This is a genomic window from Streptomyces sp. NPDC001678 (assembly GCF_042892945.1).
Lineage (GTDB): Bacteria > Actinomycetota > Actinomycetes > Streptomycetales > Streptomycetaceae > Streptomyces.
The window spans coordinates 1-17,456 of the sequence record NZ_JBIAUP010000016.1 but is presented as its reverse complement, the minus strand read 5'-3'; the positions used below and the strand labels follow the sequence as shown (position 1 = coordinate 17,456).

Genomic DNA, 17,456 nt, shown 5'->3' with positions numbered 1-17,456 from the left:
CACCATTTTCCGGACTGGGAGGAAGCAAGAACCATGACCAGCAGCACCGAAGACAAGCTCCGGGACTATCTCAAGCGCGTCACCGCCGACCTGCGGCGAGCCAAGCAGCGGCTGGAGACCGTCGAGGCCAAGGACAGCGAGCCCATCGCCGTCGTCGGCATGGCCTGCCGCTTCCCCGGCGGCGTCGCCTCCCCCGAGGACCTGTGGCGGCTCGTCGACAGCGGCGTCGACGCGGTCGGCGACATCCCCACCGACCGCGGCTGGGACTTCGACGCCCTCTACGACCCCGAGCCCGGCAAACCGGGGAAGAGCTACGTCCGCCAGGGCGGCTTCCTCACCGGAGCGGCCGACTTCGACGCGGAACTCTTCGGCATCGCCCCCCGCGAGGCGCTGGCCATGGACCCCCAGCAGCGACTGCTCCTCGAATCGGCCTGGGAAGCCGTCGAACGCGCCCGCATCAACCCCGCCTCCCTGCGCGGCAGCGACACCGGCGTCTTCGTCGGCGGCGCCGACACCAACTACGGCTCGCTCGCCTCCCGCACCGACGAGACCGAGGGCCACCTGCTCACCGGCGGCGCCACCAGCGTCCTGTCCGGCCGCATCGCCTACACCCTCGGCCTCGAAGGCCCGGCCGTCACCGTGGACACGGCCTGCTCCTCCTCCCTCGTCGCCCTCCACCTCGCCGTCCGCGCCCTGCGCTCCGGCGAATGCTCCCTCGCCCTGGCGGGCGGCGTCGCCGTGATGCCCACCACCAGCCTCTTCACCGAGTTCTCCCGCCAGCGCGGACTCGCCCCCGACGGCCGCTGCAAGCCCTTCGCCGACGCCGCCGACGGCACCGGCTGGGCGGAGGGCGTCGGCGTCCTCCTCGTCGAACGCCTCTCCGACGCCCGTCGCAACGGCCACCGCGTCCTCGCCGTCGTCCGCGGCACCGCCGTCAACCAGGACGGCGCCAGCAGCCGCCTCACCGCCCCCAACGGCCCCTCCCAGCAGCGCGTCATCCGCGCCGCCCTCACCAACGCCCAGCTCACCCCCGACCAGGTCGACGCCGTCGAGGCCCATGGCACCGGCACCACCCTCGGCGACCCGATCGAGGCCCAGGCCCTCCTCGCCACCTACGGCCAGGACCGGCCCGCCGGGCAGCCGCTGCGCCTCGGCGGCATCAAGTCCAACATCGGCCACGCCCAGGCGGCGGCCGGCGTCGCCGGCGTCATCAAGATGATCATGGCCATCCGGCAGGGCGTCCTGCCGCGCACCCTCCACGTCGACGAGCCCACCTCGCACGTGGACTGGTCGGCGGGCGCCGTCGAACTGCTCACCGAGCGCCTCGACTGGCCCGCCACCGGCCGCCCGCGCCGCGCCGCCGTCTCCGCCTTCGGCATCAGCGGCACCAACGCCCACGTGATCCTGGAGCAGGCCGAACCCGAGCCGGAACCCGAGCGGGCCACGGCACCGGCCGTGACGCCGGGAGTGGTGCCCTGGGTGCTGACCGGCAAGACGGAGGAGGCCCTGCGCGCCCAGGCCGCCCGCCTGCTGGACCACACCGGCGGGAACCCCCTGGACACCGGCCACTCCCTGGTCGCGACCCGGGCCGGCCTCCCGCACCGCGCGGTCGTCCTAGGCGACGGCCCCGAAACCCTCACCCGCGCCCTGACGGCACTCGCCTCCGGCGAGCCCGACGCAGGCCTCGTCCAAGGCGCGACCACCCCGGGCCGGACGGCCTTCCTCTTCTCGGGGCAGGGCTCCCAGCGCCTGGGCATGGGCCGCGAACTGCACGGCCGCTTCCCGGCGTTCGCCGAAGCGTTCGACGCCGCGTGCGCCGCACTGGACGAGCACCTGGGCCGCTCCCTCCGCGACATCGTCTGGGGCGAGGACCAGGACCTCCTCGACCAGACCGTGTACGCCCAGGCCGGGCTGTTCGCGGTAGAGGTGGCGTTGTTCCGGCTCGTGGAGTCCTGGGGCGTCCGTCCCGAGTACGTCGCCGGGCACTCGCTCGGCGAGATCACCGCCGCCCACGTCGCGGGCGTCCTCCCGCTCGCCGACGCGTGCGCCCTCGTCGCCGCCCGGGGCCGCCTGATGCAGGCCCTGCCGCGGGGCGGGGCCATGGCCGCCCTCCGCGCCACCGAGGACGAAATCCTGCCGCTGCTGACGGACGACGTGTCGATCGCCGCCGTCAACGGCCCGTCCTCCGTCGTGATATCCGGCGGCGAGGACGCCGTCGAACGCATACGCACCCACTTCGCCACCGAAGGCCGCAAGACCAGCCGACTGCGGGTCTCCCACGCGTTCCACTCCCCGCTGATGGAACCCATGCTGGACGACTTCCGCACCACCGTCGCCGGCCTGACCTTCGCCCGCCCGGACCTGACCGTCGTCTCCAACGTCACCGGCGGCCTCGCCACCGACGACCAACTGCGCTCCCCGGACTACTGGGTCCGCCACGTCCGCGAGGCCGTCCGCTTCGCCGACGGCATCCGCACCCTCCACGCGGAAGGCGTCACCCGCCTCCTGGAACTCGGCCCCGACGGCACCCTCTCCGCCATGGCCCGGGAAACCCTCCCCGACGAGACGCTCGCCGTCCCCGCCCTCCGCAAGGACCGCCCGGAGGAACCGGCCCTCCTCACCGCCCTCGCCCACCTCTCCACCCAGGGCACGGACGTCGACTGGACCGCCCTCTTCGCCGGGACCGGGGCACGCCGGGTCGACCTCCCCACGTACGCATTCCAGCACCGCCGCTACTGGCCCGAGCCCGCCCCCGCCACCGGCGACGTCGGCACCGCCGGCCTCGAAGCGACCGACCACCCGCTGCTGAGCGCCGCCGCCTCCGTCGAACTCCCCGACGGCGGCGACGGCCTGCTGCTCACCACACGCCTGTCGGTACGCACCCACCCCTGGCTCGCCGACCACATGGTCCTGGGCTCCGTCCTCCTGCCCGGCACCGCCTTCGTCGAACTCGCCATCCGAGCCGCCGACGAGGTCGGCTGCGACCGCATCGAGGACCTCACCCTCGCCGCACCCCTCGTCCTCCCCGAGGACGGCGGCGGCGTCCAGCTGCAACTGCACATCGGCCCCGCCGACGACTCCGGCCGCCGCACCCTCACCGCCCGCTCACGCCCCGAAGGCGACGGCGAACGCCCCTGGACCCGCCACGCCACCGGCGTGCTCGGCGGCACGGGCGAGGAGGAGCGGCAGGCCGCCGCCCTCGACGTCACCACCTGGCCGCCCACCGGCGCCGAGCCCGTCGAACTGACCGGCCTCTACGACCGGATGGCCGTCGGCGGCTTCGACTACGGCCCGCTCTTCCAGGGCCTGCGCAGCGCCTGGCGGCGCGGCGACGAGATGTACGCCGAGGTGTCCCTGCCCGCGACCGGCGAGGGCGACGCCGCGGCCTACGGCATCCACCCCGCACTGCTGGACGCGGCCCTCCACGTCACCGCCTTCAACGGCATGGAGCGGGGCGTCCTGCCCTTCTCCTGGGAAGGCGTCACCCTCCACGCGTCCGGCGCTTCCGCGATCCGCGTCCGGGTCGTCCGCACGGGCGACGACTCGGTGTCCGTGACCGTCGCCGACGCCGAGGGCGGCCCCGTCGCCTCGGTCGACACGCTCGTCCTGCGGGCGGTCTCGACCGACCGCGCCGACCGGCTCACGGGCGCGGGCGCCACGGCAGCCGTAGGACGGGACTCCCTGTTCCAGCTGCGATGGACACCCGCACCCCAGCGCGCGACACGGACGGGCGCCGCACCGGACCGGATCGCGGTCGTGGGCACGGGCGCGGAGGCGTTCGCCGCCGCCGACACCGAGCGCTACGTCCACCGTACGGACCTGACGGCGCTGGCCGAGGCCGGCGACGTGTCCGGCACGGTCCTCGTGCCCGTGGCGGGCGACGGCTACCCGGACGCCGTCGTGGAATCCGTCCACACGGTGACGGCCCGGGTCCTGGAACTCGTACAGCAGTGGCTGGCGGACGAGCGGTTCGCCGGGGCGCGGCTGGTGTTCCTCACCCGGGGCGCCACGTCCGGCAACGACCTCGCCGCGGCGGCCGCGTGGGGCCTGGTGCGCTCGGCCCGCTCCGAGCACCCGGAGCGCTTCGGCCTGCTGGACCTGGAGGGCGACGAGACGGCCTGCCGCACCGCGCTCCCGCAAGCCCTTGCCCTGACCACCGACGAGCCGCAACTCCTCCTCCGCGACGGCGAGATCCTCACCGCGCGACTGGCCCGGGCCACACCCCAGGAGACCACGGCCTCCCCCTGGAAGGCCGACGGCACCGTCCTCGTCACCGGCGGCACGGGCGGCCTCGGCCGCGCCGTCGCCCGCCACCTGGTCACCGCGCACGGCGTACGCGACCTCCTCCTCGTCAGTCGCAGCGGCCCCGCCGCCGAGGGCGCCGAAGAACTGGCCCGCGAACTGACCGACCAGGGCGCCCGGATCACGGTCGAGGCCTGCGACGTCACGGACCGGACGGCCGTGGACGACCTGGTGGCACGGCACCGCATCACGGCCGTCGTGCACACCGCCGGCGTCCTCGACGACGGCGTGGTGGAATCCCTGACGCCGGAGCGGCTCGCCACCGTCCTCCGCCCGAAGACCGACGCGGCCTGGCACCTCCACGAGGCGACCAGGGACCTCGACCTCGACGCCTTCATCACCTTCTCCTCCGTCTCCGGCGTCTTCGGCGGCCCGGGCCAGGCCAACTACGCGGCGGGCAACGCCTTCCTCGACGCGCTCGCCCAGCACCGGCGGGCCACCGGCCGCACCGCCGTCTCCATGCCGTGGGGTCCCTGGACCCAGGACGGCGGCATGACCGGCACCCTGTCGGACGTCGACATCCGGCGCATCGCCCGCTCGGGCATGCCCGAACTCACCCCCGCGGAAGGCGTCGCCCTGTTCGACGCCGCGCTGACGGTGGACGACGCCGTCGTCCTGCCCGTCCGCTTCGACCTCCCCGCCCTGCGGGCCCAGGGCGACGCCCCCGCGCTCCTGCGCGGCCTGGTCCGCGGCCGCGCGCGCCGCTCGGCGGCGACGGCCTCGGCCGCGGCCGCCGGACTCGTGGGCCGGCTGACCGGGCTGGGCCCGGTCGAGCGCCGAGAGGTGCTCCAGGACCTGGTCCGCGGCCAGATCGCGGTGGTCCTGGGCCACGCGGACGCGGACACGGTGAAGGCGTCACGCGCCTTCCAGGACCTCGGCTTCGACTCGCTGACGGCCGTCGAACTCCGCAACCGGCTGAACGCGGCCACGGGCCTGCGCCTCTCGGCCACCGTGGTCTTCGACTACCCGACCCCGGAGGCCCTGGTCGGTTTCCTGCTGGACGAACTGTTCGGCACCGAGCCGGAAGCAGCGCCCCAGGCCGCCGCCGTGGGTACCCTGCCGGCGGTGGCCGACGACCCGGTGGTGATCGTCGGGATGAGCTGCCGCTTCCCGGGTGGCGTGTCGTCCCCGGAGGATCTGTGGCGGCTGGTGTCGGACGGCGTCGACGCGGTCTCCGGCTTCCCGACCGACCGCGGCTGGGACGTCGAGGCCCTCTACAACCCCGACCCCGAGGTGCCCGGCACCTCCTACACCCGCTCCGGCGGCTTCCTCCACGAGGCGGGCGAGTTCGACCCGGCGTTCTTCGGGATGAGCCCGCGTGAGGCCCTGGCGACGGACTCGCAGCAGCGGCTGCTGCTGGAGGCGACGTGGGAGGCGATCGAGCGCGCGGGCATCGACCCGCTGGCCCTGCGCGGCAGCAGGACCGGTGTCTTCGCCGGCGTGATGTACAACGACTACGCGAACATGCTGGTCGGCGACCAGTTCGAGGGCTTCCGGGGCAACGGCAGCGCCGCCAGCATCGCCTCGGGCCGGGTGTCGTACACCTTCGGCCTGGAAGGCCCGGCCGTCACGGTCGACACGGCCTGCTCGTCGTCGCTCGTCGCCCTCCACTGGGCGGCGCAGGCGCTGCGTTCGGGCGAGTGCTCGCTGGCGCTGGCCGGTGGCGTGACGGTGATGTCGACGCCGACGACGTTCGTCGAGTTCTCCCGTCAGCGCGGCCTCGCGGCGGACGGCCGCTCCAAGGCCTTCGCCGACGCCGCCGACGGCGTCGGCTGGGCGGAAGGCGTCGGCATGCTGGTCCTGGAGCGGCTGTCGGACGCCCGGCGCAACGGCCACCGGGTGCTGGCCGTCCTGCGGGGCTCGGCGGTCAACCAGGACGGCGCGTCGAACGGTCTGACGGCGCCGAACGGCCCGTCGCAGCAGCGCGTGATCCGCCAGGCGCTGGCGAGCGCCGGCCTGTCGGCCGCTGATGTGGACGCGGTGGAGGCGCACGGTACGGGTACGACGCTGGGTGACCCGATCGAGGCGCAGGCGCTGCTGGCGACGTACGGTCAGGACCGGCCGGAGGACCGGCCGCTGTGGCTGGGTTCCGTGAAGTCCAACATCGGTCACACACAGGCCGCCGCCGGTGTCGCCGGGATCATCAAGATGGTCATGGCGATGCGGCACGGCGTCCTGCCGCACACCCTCCACATCGACGAGCCGTCCACGCACGTGGACTGGTCGGCGGGTGCTGTGGAGCTGCTGACCGCGCCCGTCGAGTGGACGGCCGCGGAAGGCGGCCGGCGACGGGCGGGTGTGTCGTCGTTCGGCGTCAGCGGGACGAACGCCCACGTGATCCTGGAGCAGGCCGAGGCGGAGCCGGAGCCGGTGGATGCCCCGGAGCCGGGCGCGGTCGTGCCGTGGGTGCTGTCCGGCAGGACCGAAGCGGCCCTGCGGGATCAGGCGTCGCGTCTTCTGGCACATGTCGACGCACATGCCGACGGGCGGCGTCCCGTGGACGTGGGTTTCTCGCTGGTGTCCAGCCGGTCGAGCTTCGAGCATCGTGCGGTGGTGCTGGGCGCGGACGCGGAGTCGCTGGCGGGGGCGCTCGCGGCGCTGGCGTCGGGTGAGCCCGGTGCCGGCGTGGTCGAGGGCTCGGCGGGTTCGGAAGGCTCGGGCAGGACGGCGGTGCTGTTCTCGGGTCAGGGGTCGCAGCGGTTGGGGATGGGGCGGGAGCTGTACTCCCGCTTCCCGGTGTTCGCCGAGGCGTTCGACGCGGTGTGCGCGGGGCTGGACGAGCACTTGGACCGGTCCCTGCGGGATGTGGTCTGGGGTGAGGACGAGGATCTGGTCAACCAGACCGTCTACACCCAGGCCGGGCTGTTCGCGGTCGAGGTGGCGCTGTTCCGGTTGGTGGAGTCGTGGGGCGTACGTCCGGACTTCGTGGCCGGGCACTCGATCGGCGAGGTCGCGGCGGCACACGTCGCCGGAGTCTTCTCCCTGGCGGACGCGTGTGCGCTGGTGGCGGCTCGCGGCCGGCTGATGCAGGAGCTGCCCGCCGGTGGTGCGATGGTCGCCATCCAGGCGACGGAGGACGAGGTCCTGCCGCTGGTCGCGGACGACGTCACGATCGCGGCCGTCAACGGCCCGTCGTCCGTGGTGGTCTCGGGCGTGGAGGAGGCGGTCGTAAGGATCGCCGGGCACTTCGAGTCCGAGGGCCGGAAGACCAGCCGTCTGCGCGTCTCCCATGCCTTCCACTCGCCGCTGATGGCACCGATGCTCGGGCGGTTCCTGGAGGTCGTGGAGCGCCTGTCCTTCGGCACCCCGGCCATCCCGGTCGTCTCCAACCTCACCGGCGAGACCGCCACCGAGGCGCAGCTGACCTCTCCCGCCTACTGGGTCCGCCACGTTCGCGAGGCCGTCCGCTTCGCCGACGGGATCCGCACCCTCCAGGCCGAGGGCGTGACCCGCTTCCTGGAGCTGGGCCCGGACGGTGTGCTGACCGCCATGGCCCGCGAGTCGCTGGCCGACGAGGGCGCCGTGCTCGTGCCCGTCCTGCGCAAGGACCGGCCCGAGGAACTGACAGCGCTCACCGCCCTGGCACAGCTGCACGTCTCCGGTGCCGCCGTGGACTGGGCCGCCGTGTACGCGGGGACGGGCGCCCGGCGCGTGGACCTGCCGACGTACGCCTTCCAGCACCAGCGGTTCTGGCCGACGGGCACGATCGCACGCGCCGGGGACGTCCGCTTCGCGGGCCTGGGCTCCGCCGACCATCCGCTGCTGGGTGCGGCGGTGGAGCTGGCGGGCTCCGACGGCTTCCTCTTCACGGGGCGTCTGTCGCTCCAGACCCACGCCTGGCTGGCCGATCACGCCGTGCTGGGTTCGGTGCTGGTGCCGGGTACGGCGTTGGTGGAGCTGGCGCTGCGGGCCGGTGACGAGGTCGGTTGCGCGGGGCTGGAGGAGCTGACGCTGGCCGCGCCGCTGGTCCTGCCCGAGCAGGGCGGCGTCCAGGTGCAGGTCCGCGTCGGCGAGCCCGACGAGACGGGCCGCCGCGCCGTGACCGTCCACTCGCGCGAGGGTGACGGAGGTGACGAGCCGTGGACGCTGCACGCCGACGGTTTCCTCACCGCCGAGGACGCCGAACCGCAGATTTTCGATGCCGTGACCTGGCCGCCGGCGGGTGCCGAGCCGGTCGACGTCACGAGCAGCTATGAGGAGTTCGCGGAGGCGGGCTTCGACTACGGCCGGGTGTTCCAGGGCCTCCGGGCGGCCTGGAAGCTCGGTGACGACGTGTTCGCCGAGGTGGCGCTGCCCGAGGACGTGGACGGTGGCGCGTACGGTCTGCACCCGGCGCTCTTCGACGCCGTCCTGCACGCCTCCGCCGTCACCGGCTCCGAGGACCGCCGCGGCGTCCCGTTCTCGTGGACCGGGGTCTCGCTGCACGCCACGGGCGCGTCCGCGGTACGGGCCCGTATCCGCGCCGCCGCCGACGGCGGGCTGTCCATCGCCGTGGCGGACACGGCCGGTGCCCCGGTCGCGTCCGTGGAGTCGCTGGTGGTCCGGCCGATCGCGGCCGACCAGCTCCGCACCGCCGACCGCGACTCGCTCTTCGCCCTCGACTGGACCCCGGTCCAGGTCGCGGACGCCGAAGCCGTACCGTACGCGGACCTCGCGACGCCGACCGATGACGACGCTGCCGTTCCGGCCGTCGTCGTGGCCTCGGTGACGGCGGCGACCAGCGCCGACGACGATGTGGTGGACTCGGTCCACGCCGCGACCGCGCGCGCTCTCGAGCTCATCCAGTCGTGGCTCGGTGAGGAACGATTCGCTTCCTCGCGCCTGGTGTTCACCACCCATGGGGCCGTCGCGGGCGACGACCTGGCGGGTGCGGCCGTCTGGGGTCTGGTGCGCTCGGCGCAGCTGGAGAGCCCGGGCCGGTTCGGCCTGGTGGATCTCGGCGATGACACCGCCGCGTCCGTCCTGCCGCAGGCGCTGGCCGTGGACGAGCCGCAGCTGCTGATCCGTGGCGGCGAGGTGCTGGCCGCGCGGCTGGCCCGCGTCACGGCGGAGCCGGCGGACGGGTTCTCCTGGCGGGCCGACGGTACGGTCCTGGTCACGGGTGGTACGGGCGGTCTGGGCCGGATCGTCGCCCGGCACCTGGTGAGCGCGCACGGCGTGCGCGGCCTCCTGCTGGTCAGCCGTAGCGGCCTCGCCGCCGAGGGCGCCCAGGAGCTGGTGGCGGAGCTGGCCGCCGAGGGCGCCGACGTGGCCGTGGAAGCGTGCGACGTCGCGGACCCGGCCGCCGTGGCCGATCTCGTCTCGCGGCACCGGATCACGGCCGTGGTGCACACCGCCGGTGTGCTCGACGATGGAATCGTCGCTTCCCTCACCCCGGATCGCGTATCCGCCGTCCTGCGGCCGAAGGTCGACGCTGTCTGGAACCTCCACGAGGCCACCAAGCACCTCGACCTCGACGCCTTCGCCGTCTTCTCCTCCGTCGCCGGTACCTTCGGCAGCCCCGGCCAGGCCAACTACGCGGCAGGCAACGCCTTCCTCGACGCACTCGTCATGCGCCGCCGTGCCGAGGGACTCGTCGGCGCGTCGCTCGCCTGGGGCCCGTGGGCCCAGGACAGCGGTATGACGGGCACGCTGACCGAGGCCGACGTCCAGCGGATCGCGCGTTCCGGTATGCCGGTGCTGTCCGTGGAGCAGGGCCTCGCGCTCTTCGACGCCGCCCTGCCGGCGGCCGTGGCGCGGCCGGCGCTGCTGCCCGTACGCCTGGACCTCGCGGCCCTGCGGGCGGGGGGCGAGGTGCCCGCGCTGCTGCGCGGCCTCGTCCGCACCCGCGTCCGGCGTACGGCCGGCGCGGGCACCGCTGTCGCCTCCGGGCTGGTCCGGCGGCTGGCGGCGGTCTCCGAGACCGAGCGGCGCGACGCGCTGCTGGACCTCGTCCGTACACAGATCGCCGTCGTGCTGGGCCACGCGGACGCGGACACGGTGGATCCGTCGCGGGCCTTCCAGGACCTCGGCTTCGACTCCCTGACCGCCATCGAGCTCCGCAACCGGCTCGGCAAGGCGACGGGCCTGCGGCTGCCCGCGACGGCGGTGTTCGACTACCCCACCGCCCGGGCCCTGGTGGGTCATCTGTACGACGAGCTCTTCGGGGCGGAGCCGGAGGCTTCGCTCCAGGCCGTCGGCGCGCTGCCGGCGCTCGTCGACGATCCGGTGGTGATCGTCGGAATGAGCTGCCGCTTCCCGGGCGGGGTCGCGTCCCCGGAGGACCTGTGGCGGCTGGTGTCGGACGGCGTGGACGCCGTCTCCGGCTTCCCGACGGACCGCGGCTGGGACCTCGACGACCCGGACCGTGAGAGCGCCGTCGCCACCCGGTCCGGTGGATTCCTCCACGACGCGGGCGAGTTCGACCCCGAGTTCTTCGGGATGAGCCCCCGCGAGGCCCTGACCACCGACGCCCAGCAGCGGCTGCTGCTGGAGACGACGTGGGAGGCCCTGGAGCGGGCCGGAATGGACCCGGCCACGCTGCGCGGCAGCCGGACCGGTGTCTTCGCGGGCGTCATGTACCACGACTACGCCCAGCTCCTCTCCGGGCGTGAGTTCGAGGGCTACCAGGGCAGTGGCAGCGCGGGCAGTGTGGCGTCGGGCCGGGTGTCGTACACCTTCGGCTTCGAGGGCCCGGCGGTGACCGTCGACACGGCCTGCTCGTCCTCGCTCGTCGCCCTGCATCTGGCGGCTCAGGCGCTGCGTTCGGGTGAGTGCTCGCTGGCGCTGGCCGGTGGTGTGACGGTGATGTCGACGCCGCTGACCTTCGTCGAGTTCTCCCGCCAGGGCGGGCTCTCCGCCGACGGCCGGTGCAAGGCCTTCGCGGACGGCGCCGACGGCGTCGGCTGGGGTGAAGGCGCCGGCATCCTCGTGCTGGAGCGCATGTCGGACGCCCGTCGCAACGGTCACCGGATCCTGGCGACCGTGCGGGGCTCGGCGGTCAACCAGGACGGTGCGTCGAACGGTCTGACGGCGCCGAACGGTCCGTCGCAGCAGCGGGTGATCCGCCAGGCGCTCGCCAGCGGCGGGCTGTCCACCGGCGATGTCGATGTCGTCGAGGCACATGGCACGGGTACGACTCTGGGTGACCCGATCGAGGCGCAGGCGCTGCTGGCGACCTACGGCCAGGGACGGCCGGAGGACCGGCCGCTGCTGCTCGGCTCGGTCAAGTCCAACCTCGGTCACACGCAGGCGGCGGCGGGCGTTGCCGGGATCATCAAGATGGTCATGGCGATGCGGCATGGCGTTCTTCCGCAGACGCTGCACGTCGACGAGCCGTCGTCGCACGTGGACTGGTCTGCGGGCGCCGTGGAACTGCTGACGGAGCAGACGGTCTGGCCGGAGGGCGAGGGGCCGCGCAGGGCGGGTGTGTCGTCGTTCGGCATCAGCGGGACGAACGCCCACGTGATCCTGGAGCAGGGCGAGCCCGAGTCGGAGCCCGAGCTTGTGGACGCTCCGGAGTCGGGTGCCGTGCTGCCCTGGCTGCTGTCGGGCAGGACCGAGGCGGCCCTGCGGGACCAGGCGGCACGCCTGCTGACCCATCTCCAGGAGCGGCCGGAGCTGCGGCTCACCGATGTCGCGCACTCGCTGGTGACGAGCCGGGCGCTCTTCTCCCACCGGGCCGTGCTGCTGAGCGCGGACCGGGACGAGGTCCTGCGCTCCCTGTCTGCGCTCGCGGCCGGCCGGTCGGACGAGCACGCGGAGGGAACGACGCGCTCCGGCAAGGTCGCCTTCCTCTTCTCGGGCCAGGGGTCGCAGCGGCTCGGCATGGGCCGGGAGCTGTATGCCCGTTTCCCGGTGTTCGCTGCGGCGTTCGACGCGCTGTGCGCCCGACTGGACGACCACCTGGGCCTGGACCTGCCGCTCCGCGACGTCGTCTGGGGCGACGACCCGGAGGCGCTGAACCGGACCGTGTACGCCCAGACAGGGCTCTTCGCCGTCGAAGTGGCGCTCTTCCGGCTGCTGGAGTCCTGGGGCGTACGCCCGGACCAGCTGCTCGGCCACTCCATCGGCGAGATCGCGGCCGCGCACGTCGCGGGTGTCTTCTCGCTGGACGACGCCTGCCGGCTCGTCGCGGCTCGCGGCCGGCTGATGCAGGCCCTGCCCTCGGGCGGCGCCATGCTGGCCGTACGGGCCACCGAGGACGAGGTCCGGCCGCTGCTGACGGACGACGTCGCGATCGCGGCGGTCAACGGACCGTCGTCGGTGGTGGTCTCGGGTACGGAAGAAGCCGTCCTGGAGATCGCTTCCCGCTTCGAGGCCGACGGCCGCAAGACCACCCCGCTCCGGGTCTCGCACGCCTTCCACTCGCCGCTCATGGAGCCGATGCTCGCGGACTTCCGCGCCGTCGCCGAGAGCCTGACGTACGGCACCCCGACCGTCCCCCTCGTATCGAACCTGACCGGCGAACCCGCCACCGACGAACAGCTCCGCTCCCCGGAGTACTGGGTGCGGCACGTCCGGGAGGCGGTCCGCTTCGCCGACGGCGTGCGGACGCTGTGGGCGGCGGGCGTACGGTCGTTCCTGGAGCTCGGGCCGGACGGCTCCCTGTCCGCCCTGGCGACGGAATCGACCGTGGAGCCGACCGACGCCGAGGCCGTCTTCGTCCCCGCCCTGCGCAAGGGCCGGGACGAGGAGCGGGCGCTCCTCGACGCCGTCGCCCGCCTCCACGTTCTCGGCGCGGACGCCGACTGGACCGCGCTCTTCGCCGGTACCGGGGCACGCCGCGTCGACCTGCCGACGTACGCGTTCCAGCGCGAGCGGTACTGGCCCACGGGCGTGCAGGCCCGCGCCGGCGACGTACGCTTCGCGGGCCTGGGCCCGGCGGGACACCCGATGCTGGGCGCCGCCCTCGAACTCGCCGACGCCGACGGCTACCTGCTCACCGGCCGGCTGTCCGTGCAGTCCCAGCCGTGGCTCGCGGACCACGTCGTCCAGGGCGCTGTGCTCGTCCCCGGCACCGGACTGCTCGAACTGGCCGTCCGGGCCGGTGACGAGGTCGGCTGCGACCTCGTCGAGGAACTCACCCTCACCGCACCCCTGCTGCTGCCCGAGCAGGGCGGGGCGGTACAGATCCAGGTGCGCGTCGGCGCACAGGACGCGACGGGGCGCCGCAGCCTCGGCGTCCACTCCCGGCCGGAGGGCCGGGTCCTCGACCCCTGGACCCAGCACGCCACCGGCGTGCTCGCCTCGGGAGCCATGACCCCGGACATGGACACCTCGGCGGCCTGGCCCCCGGCGGGTGCCGAGCCGCTGCCCGTCGAGGGCGCGTACGAGACGTTCGCGGAGTACGGCTACGGCTACGGCCCGGTGTTCCAGGGCCTGCGGGCGGCGTGGCGGGTCGGCGATGAGCTGTTCGCCGAGGTGGCGTTGCCGGAAGGCGTCGATGGTGGGGCGTTCGGTCTGCACCCGGCGCTGCTGGACGCGGCGATGCACGCCGCGATCCTCACCGGCGCGGGTGACGGCGAGACCAGGATTCCCTTCGCGTGGACCGATGTGGCGCTGCACGCGGTGGGCGCCTCGGCGGTCCGGGTACGCCTGTCCCGCGAGGGCGACGGCGCGCTGTCGCTGGCGGTCTCCGACGTGACGGGCCGACCGGTGCTCACGGTGGGCTCCGTGGCGGGCCGGCCGGTCTCGGCCGAGCAACTGGACGCCGGAGGACGTACGGGCCGCCCGCTGTACGGGATCGAGTGGTCCGGTGCGGCGGTGGCGGACGGTGCCACGGTGTCGTGGGCGCCGTGGGAGACGGTCGCCGATCTAGATGCGGTGCCGGATGTGGTGGTGCTGGACTGTGGCGTGACGGCGTCGGAGGGCGATGTGCCCGACGGCGTACGGACGGTGCTGCGCCGGGTGTTGGACGCGGTGCAGGAGTGGCTGTCCGACGAGCGTTTCGCGGGTTCGCGGTTGGCTGTGGTCACGCGGAACGCGGTGGCTGTGGCTGATGGTGTGGCGTTGGATGTGGTGCAGGCTCCGGTGAGGGGTCTGGTGCGTTCGGCGCAGGCGGAGAACCCGGGGCGGTTCGTCCTGGTGGACGTCGATGGTGAGCCGGGGGAGACGCTGGTCGCGGCGCTGGCTTCGGGCGAGCCGGAGTCGGCGGTGCGTGGTGGCGAGGTGTTGGTGCCGCGCCTGGTGCGTCTGGCGCCTGCGTTTGAGGCAGCGGATGTCTCCCTCGATGTCGAGGGTGGGGTGCTGATTACCGGTGGTACGGGTGGTCTGGGTGCTGTTGTGGCCCGTTACCTGGTCGCCGAGCGTGGTGTCCGGTACCTGACGCTGACGAGCCGTCGGGGCCTTGAGGCCCCGGGTGCGTCGGAGTTGGTGGCGGAGCTGACTGCGATGGGTGCTGACGCGCGCGTCGTCGCGTGTGATGTGTCCGATCGTGTGGCGCTGGCCGCTGTGGTGGACGGAATCACCACCGACCGGCCCCTCACCGCCGTGGTCCACGCTGCCGGAATCGGCGACAACGGCCTCGTCGGAGCACTCACCCCCGAGCGCATCGACACCGTGCTCGCGCCCAAGGCCGATGCCGCCTGGTGGCTGCACGAGCTGACCCGTGAGATGGAGGACCTGAGGGCCTTCGTCACCTTCTCCTCGGCCGGCGGGCTCGTCCTCGCCGCGGGGCAGGGCAACTACGCGGCCGCGAACGTCTTCCTCGACGCCCTGGCGCAGCAGCGCCACGCCGAGGGGCTGCCCGCGACGTCGATGGCCTTCGGCCTGTGGGACGTGGGCGCCGGGCTCGGCAAGTTCCTGAGCGACATCGACCGCAAGCGCATGGCCACCCAGGGCGTGCCCGTGTTGTCGCACGAGGCCGGTCTGGAGCTGTTCGCGGCCGGGCTGAGGTCGTCGCGGCCCGCGGTCGTCCCCATCCACGTCGACGCCGCCGCCCTGCGCACCCGTACGGACGAGGTCCCCGCCCTCCTGCGCGGCCTCGCCCCCGGGATCCGGCGTGCCACGGCCGCCGACGCGACAGTCGTCACGGCCACCGGCCTGCGGGCACGCCTGGCCGGACTCACCGACGGCGAGCGAAACCGCACGGTGCTTCAGATCGTGCGCGGTCAGGTGGCGGCTGTTCTGGGGCATGGGTCGGCCGAGGCGATCGGGCCGGACCGGGCGTTCCAGGAGCTCGGTTTCGACTCCCTCGCGGCGACCGAGCTGCGCAATCAGCTCAACCGCGTCACCGGTCTGCGTCTCCCCGCCACGCTCGTCTTCGACCACCCCAACTCCCGCGCCGTCACCGACCACATCCTCACCCTGGTCGCCGACCAGGACGGGACGGTGGCGGGCGCGGTGACCGTGGCCGACGGCGGCCGGCGTCCCCTGGACGACGAACCGATCGCCATCGTCGGCATGGCCTGCCGCTACCCTGGCGGCGTCGCGTCGCCCGAGGACCTGTGGCGGCTGGTCGTCGACGGCGTCGACACCGTCTCCGACCTGCCCGTCGACCGCGGCTGGAACGTCGAGGACCTCTACGACCCCGAGCCGGGCAGGGAGGGCAAGAGCTACACGCGCCGCGGCAGCTTCCTCCACGACGCGGCCGACTTCGACCCCGGGTTCTTCGGCATCTCGCCCCGCGAGGCCACCTACATGGACCCGCAGCAGCGACTCCTCCTCGAGGTGTCCTGGGAGGCGATGGAACGCGCCGGCATCGACCCGGCCACGCTCAAGGGCAGCAGGACCGGCGTGTTCGCCGGCGTCATGTACCACGACTACGCCCTGAACGTGTCGCCCTCGGGCACCAGCGGAGGCAGCGTCGTCTCCGGCCGCGTGTCCTACACGTACGGTTTCGAGGGCCCGGCGGTGACGGTCGACACGGCGTGCTCGTCGTCGCTCGTCGCCCTGCACCTGGCGGTGCAGGCGCTGCGCTCGGGCGAGTGCTCGCTGGCGCTGGCCGGCGGTGCGACGGTGATGTCGACGCCGGGCATGTTCATCGAGTTCAGTCGTCAGCGCGGGCTCTCCGCGGACGGCCGCTGCAAGGCGTTCGCCGGTGCGGCCGACGGCGTCGGCTGGTCCGAGGGCGCGGGCGTCCTCCTCGTCGAGCGGCTCTCCGACGCCCTGCGCAACGGCCACGAGGTGCTCGCGGTCGTGCGGGGCACGGCAGTGAACCAGGACGGCGCGAGCAACGGCTTCTCCGCACCCAACGGCCCCTCGCAGCAGCGGGTGATCCGCCAGGCCCTGGAGAACTCCGGCCTCGCGCCCACCGACGTCGACGCGGTCGAGGCGCACGGTACGGGCACGACGCTGGGTGACCCGATCGAGGCGCAGGCGCTGCTGGCGACCTACGGCCAGGACCGGCCGGAGGGCCGGCCGCTGTGGCTGGGCTCGGTGAAGTCCAACATCGGTCACGCGCAGGCGGCGGCGGGTGTCGCGGGCGTCATGAAGATGGTCATGGCGATGCGGAACGGCCTGCTGCCGAAGACCCTGCACGTGGACGAGCCCTCGCCGCACGTCGACTGGTCGGCCGGTGCCGTGGCACTGCTGACCGAGCCGACCGCGTGGCCCGAGACCGGACACCCGCGGCGCGCGAGCGTCTCGGCCTTCGGCATCAGCGGCACGAACGCGCACGTGGTCCTGGAACAGGGACCGCGGCCCGAGACCCCCGAACCGGAAGGCGACTCCGCCGGCACCGTGCCGTGGCTGGTCCACGCCGCCACGCCGGAGGCGCTGCGCGACCAGGCCGGCCGACTCCGGTCGTTCGTCGCGGCCCGCCCGGAGCTCACCCCGTTCGAGGTGGCGCACTCGCTGGCCACGACCCGGTCGGCCCTGGAGTGCCGCGCGGCCGTCGTCGGCACGGACCGCGCCGAGCTGCTCGACGGCCTGGAGGCCCTCGCGCGCGGCGAGTCCGTACCCGCCGCCTTCACGGCCTCCGCGCGGAGCAACGACTCGACGGCCGTGCTGTTCTCGGGTCAGGGGTCGCAGCGGTTGGGGATGGGGCGGGAGTTGTATGCCCGGTTCCCGGTGTTCGCTGCGGCGTTCGATGCGGTGTGTGCGGGGCTGGACGAGCATCTGGAGCGTCCGCTGCGGGATGTGGTCTGGGGTGAGGACGAGGAGCTGATCAACCAGACGGTGTTTGCCCAGGCCGGTTTGTTCGCGGTCGAGGTGGCGTTGTTCCGGTTGGTGGA

The 17,456-nt window shown here is 73.8% G+C and carries 1 protein-coding gene; it reads left to right on the top strand.

The window, feature by feature from the left end; translation table 11 throughout:
• Window positions 1–33: 33 nt before the first annotated feature.
• Window positions 34–17,456, top strand: a 17,423-nt coding sequence (locus tag ACFYZR_RS27270) for an SDR family NAD(P)-dependent oxidoreductase (RefSeq protein WP_391914768.1), incomplete at its 3' end; no start/stop codon positions are given.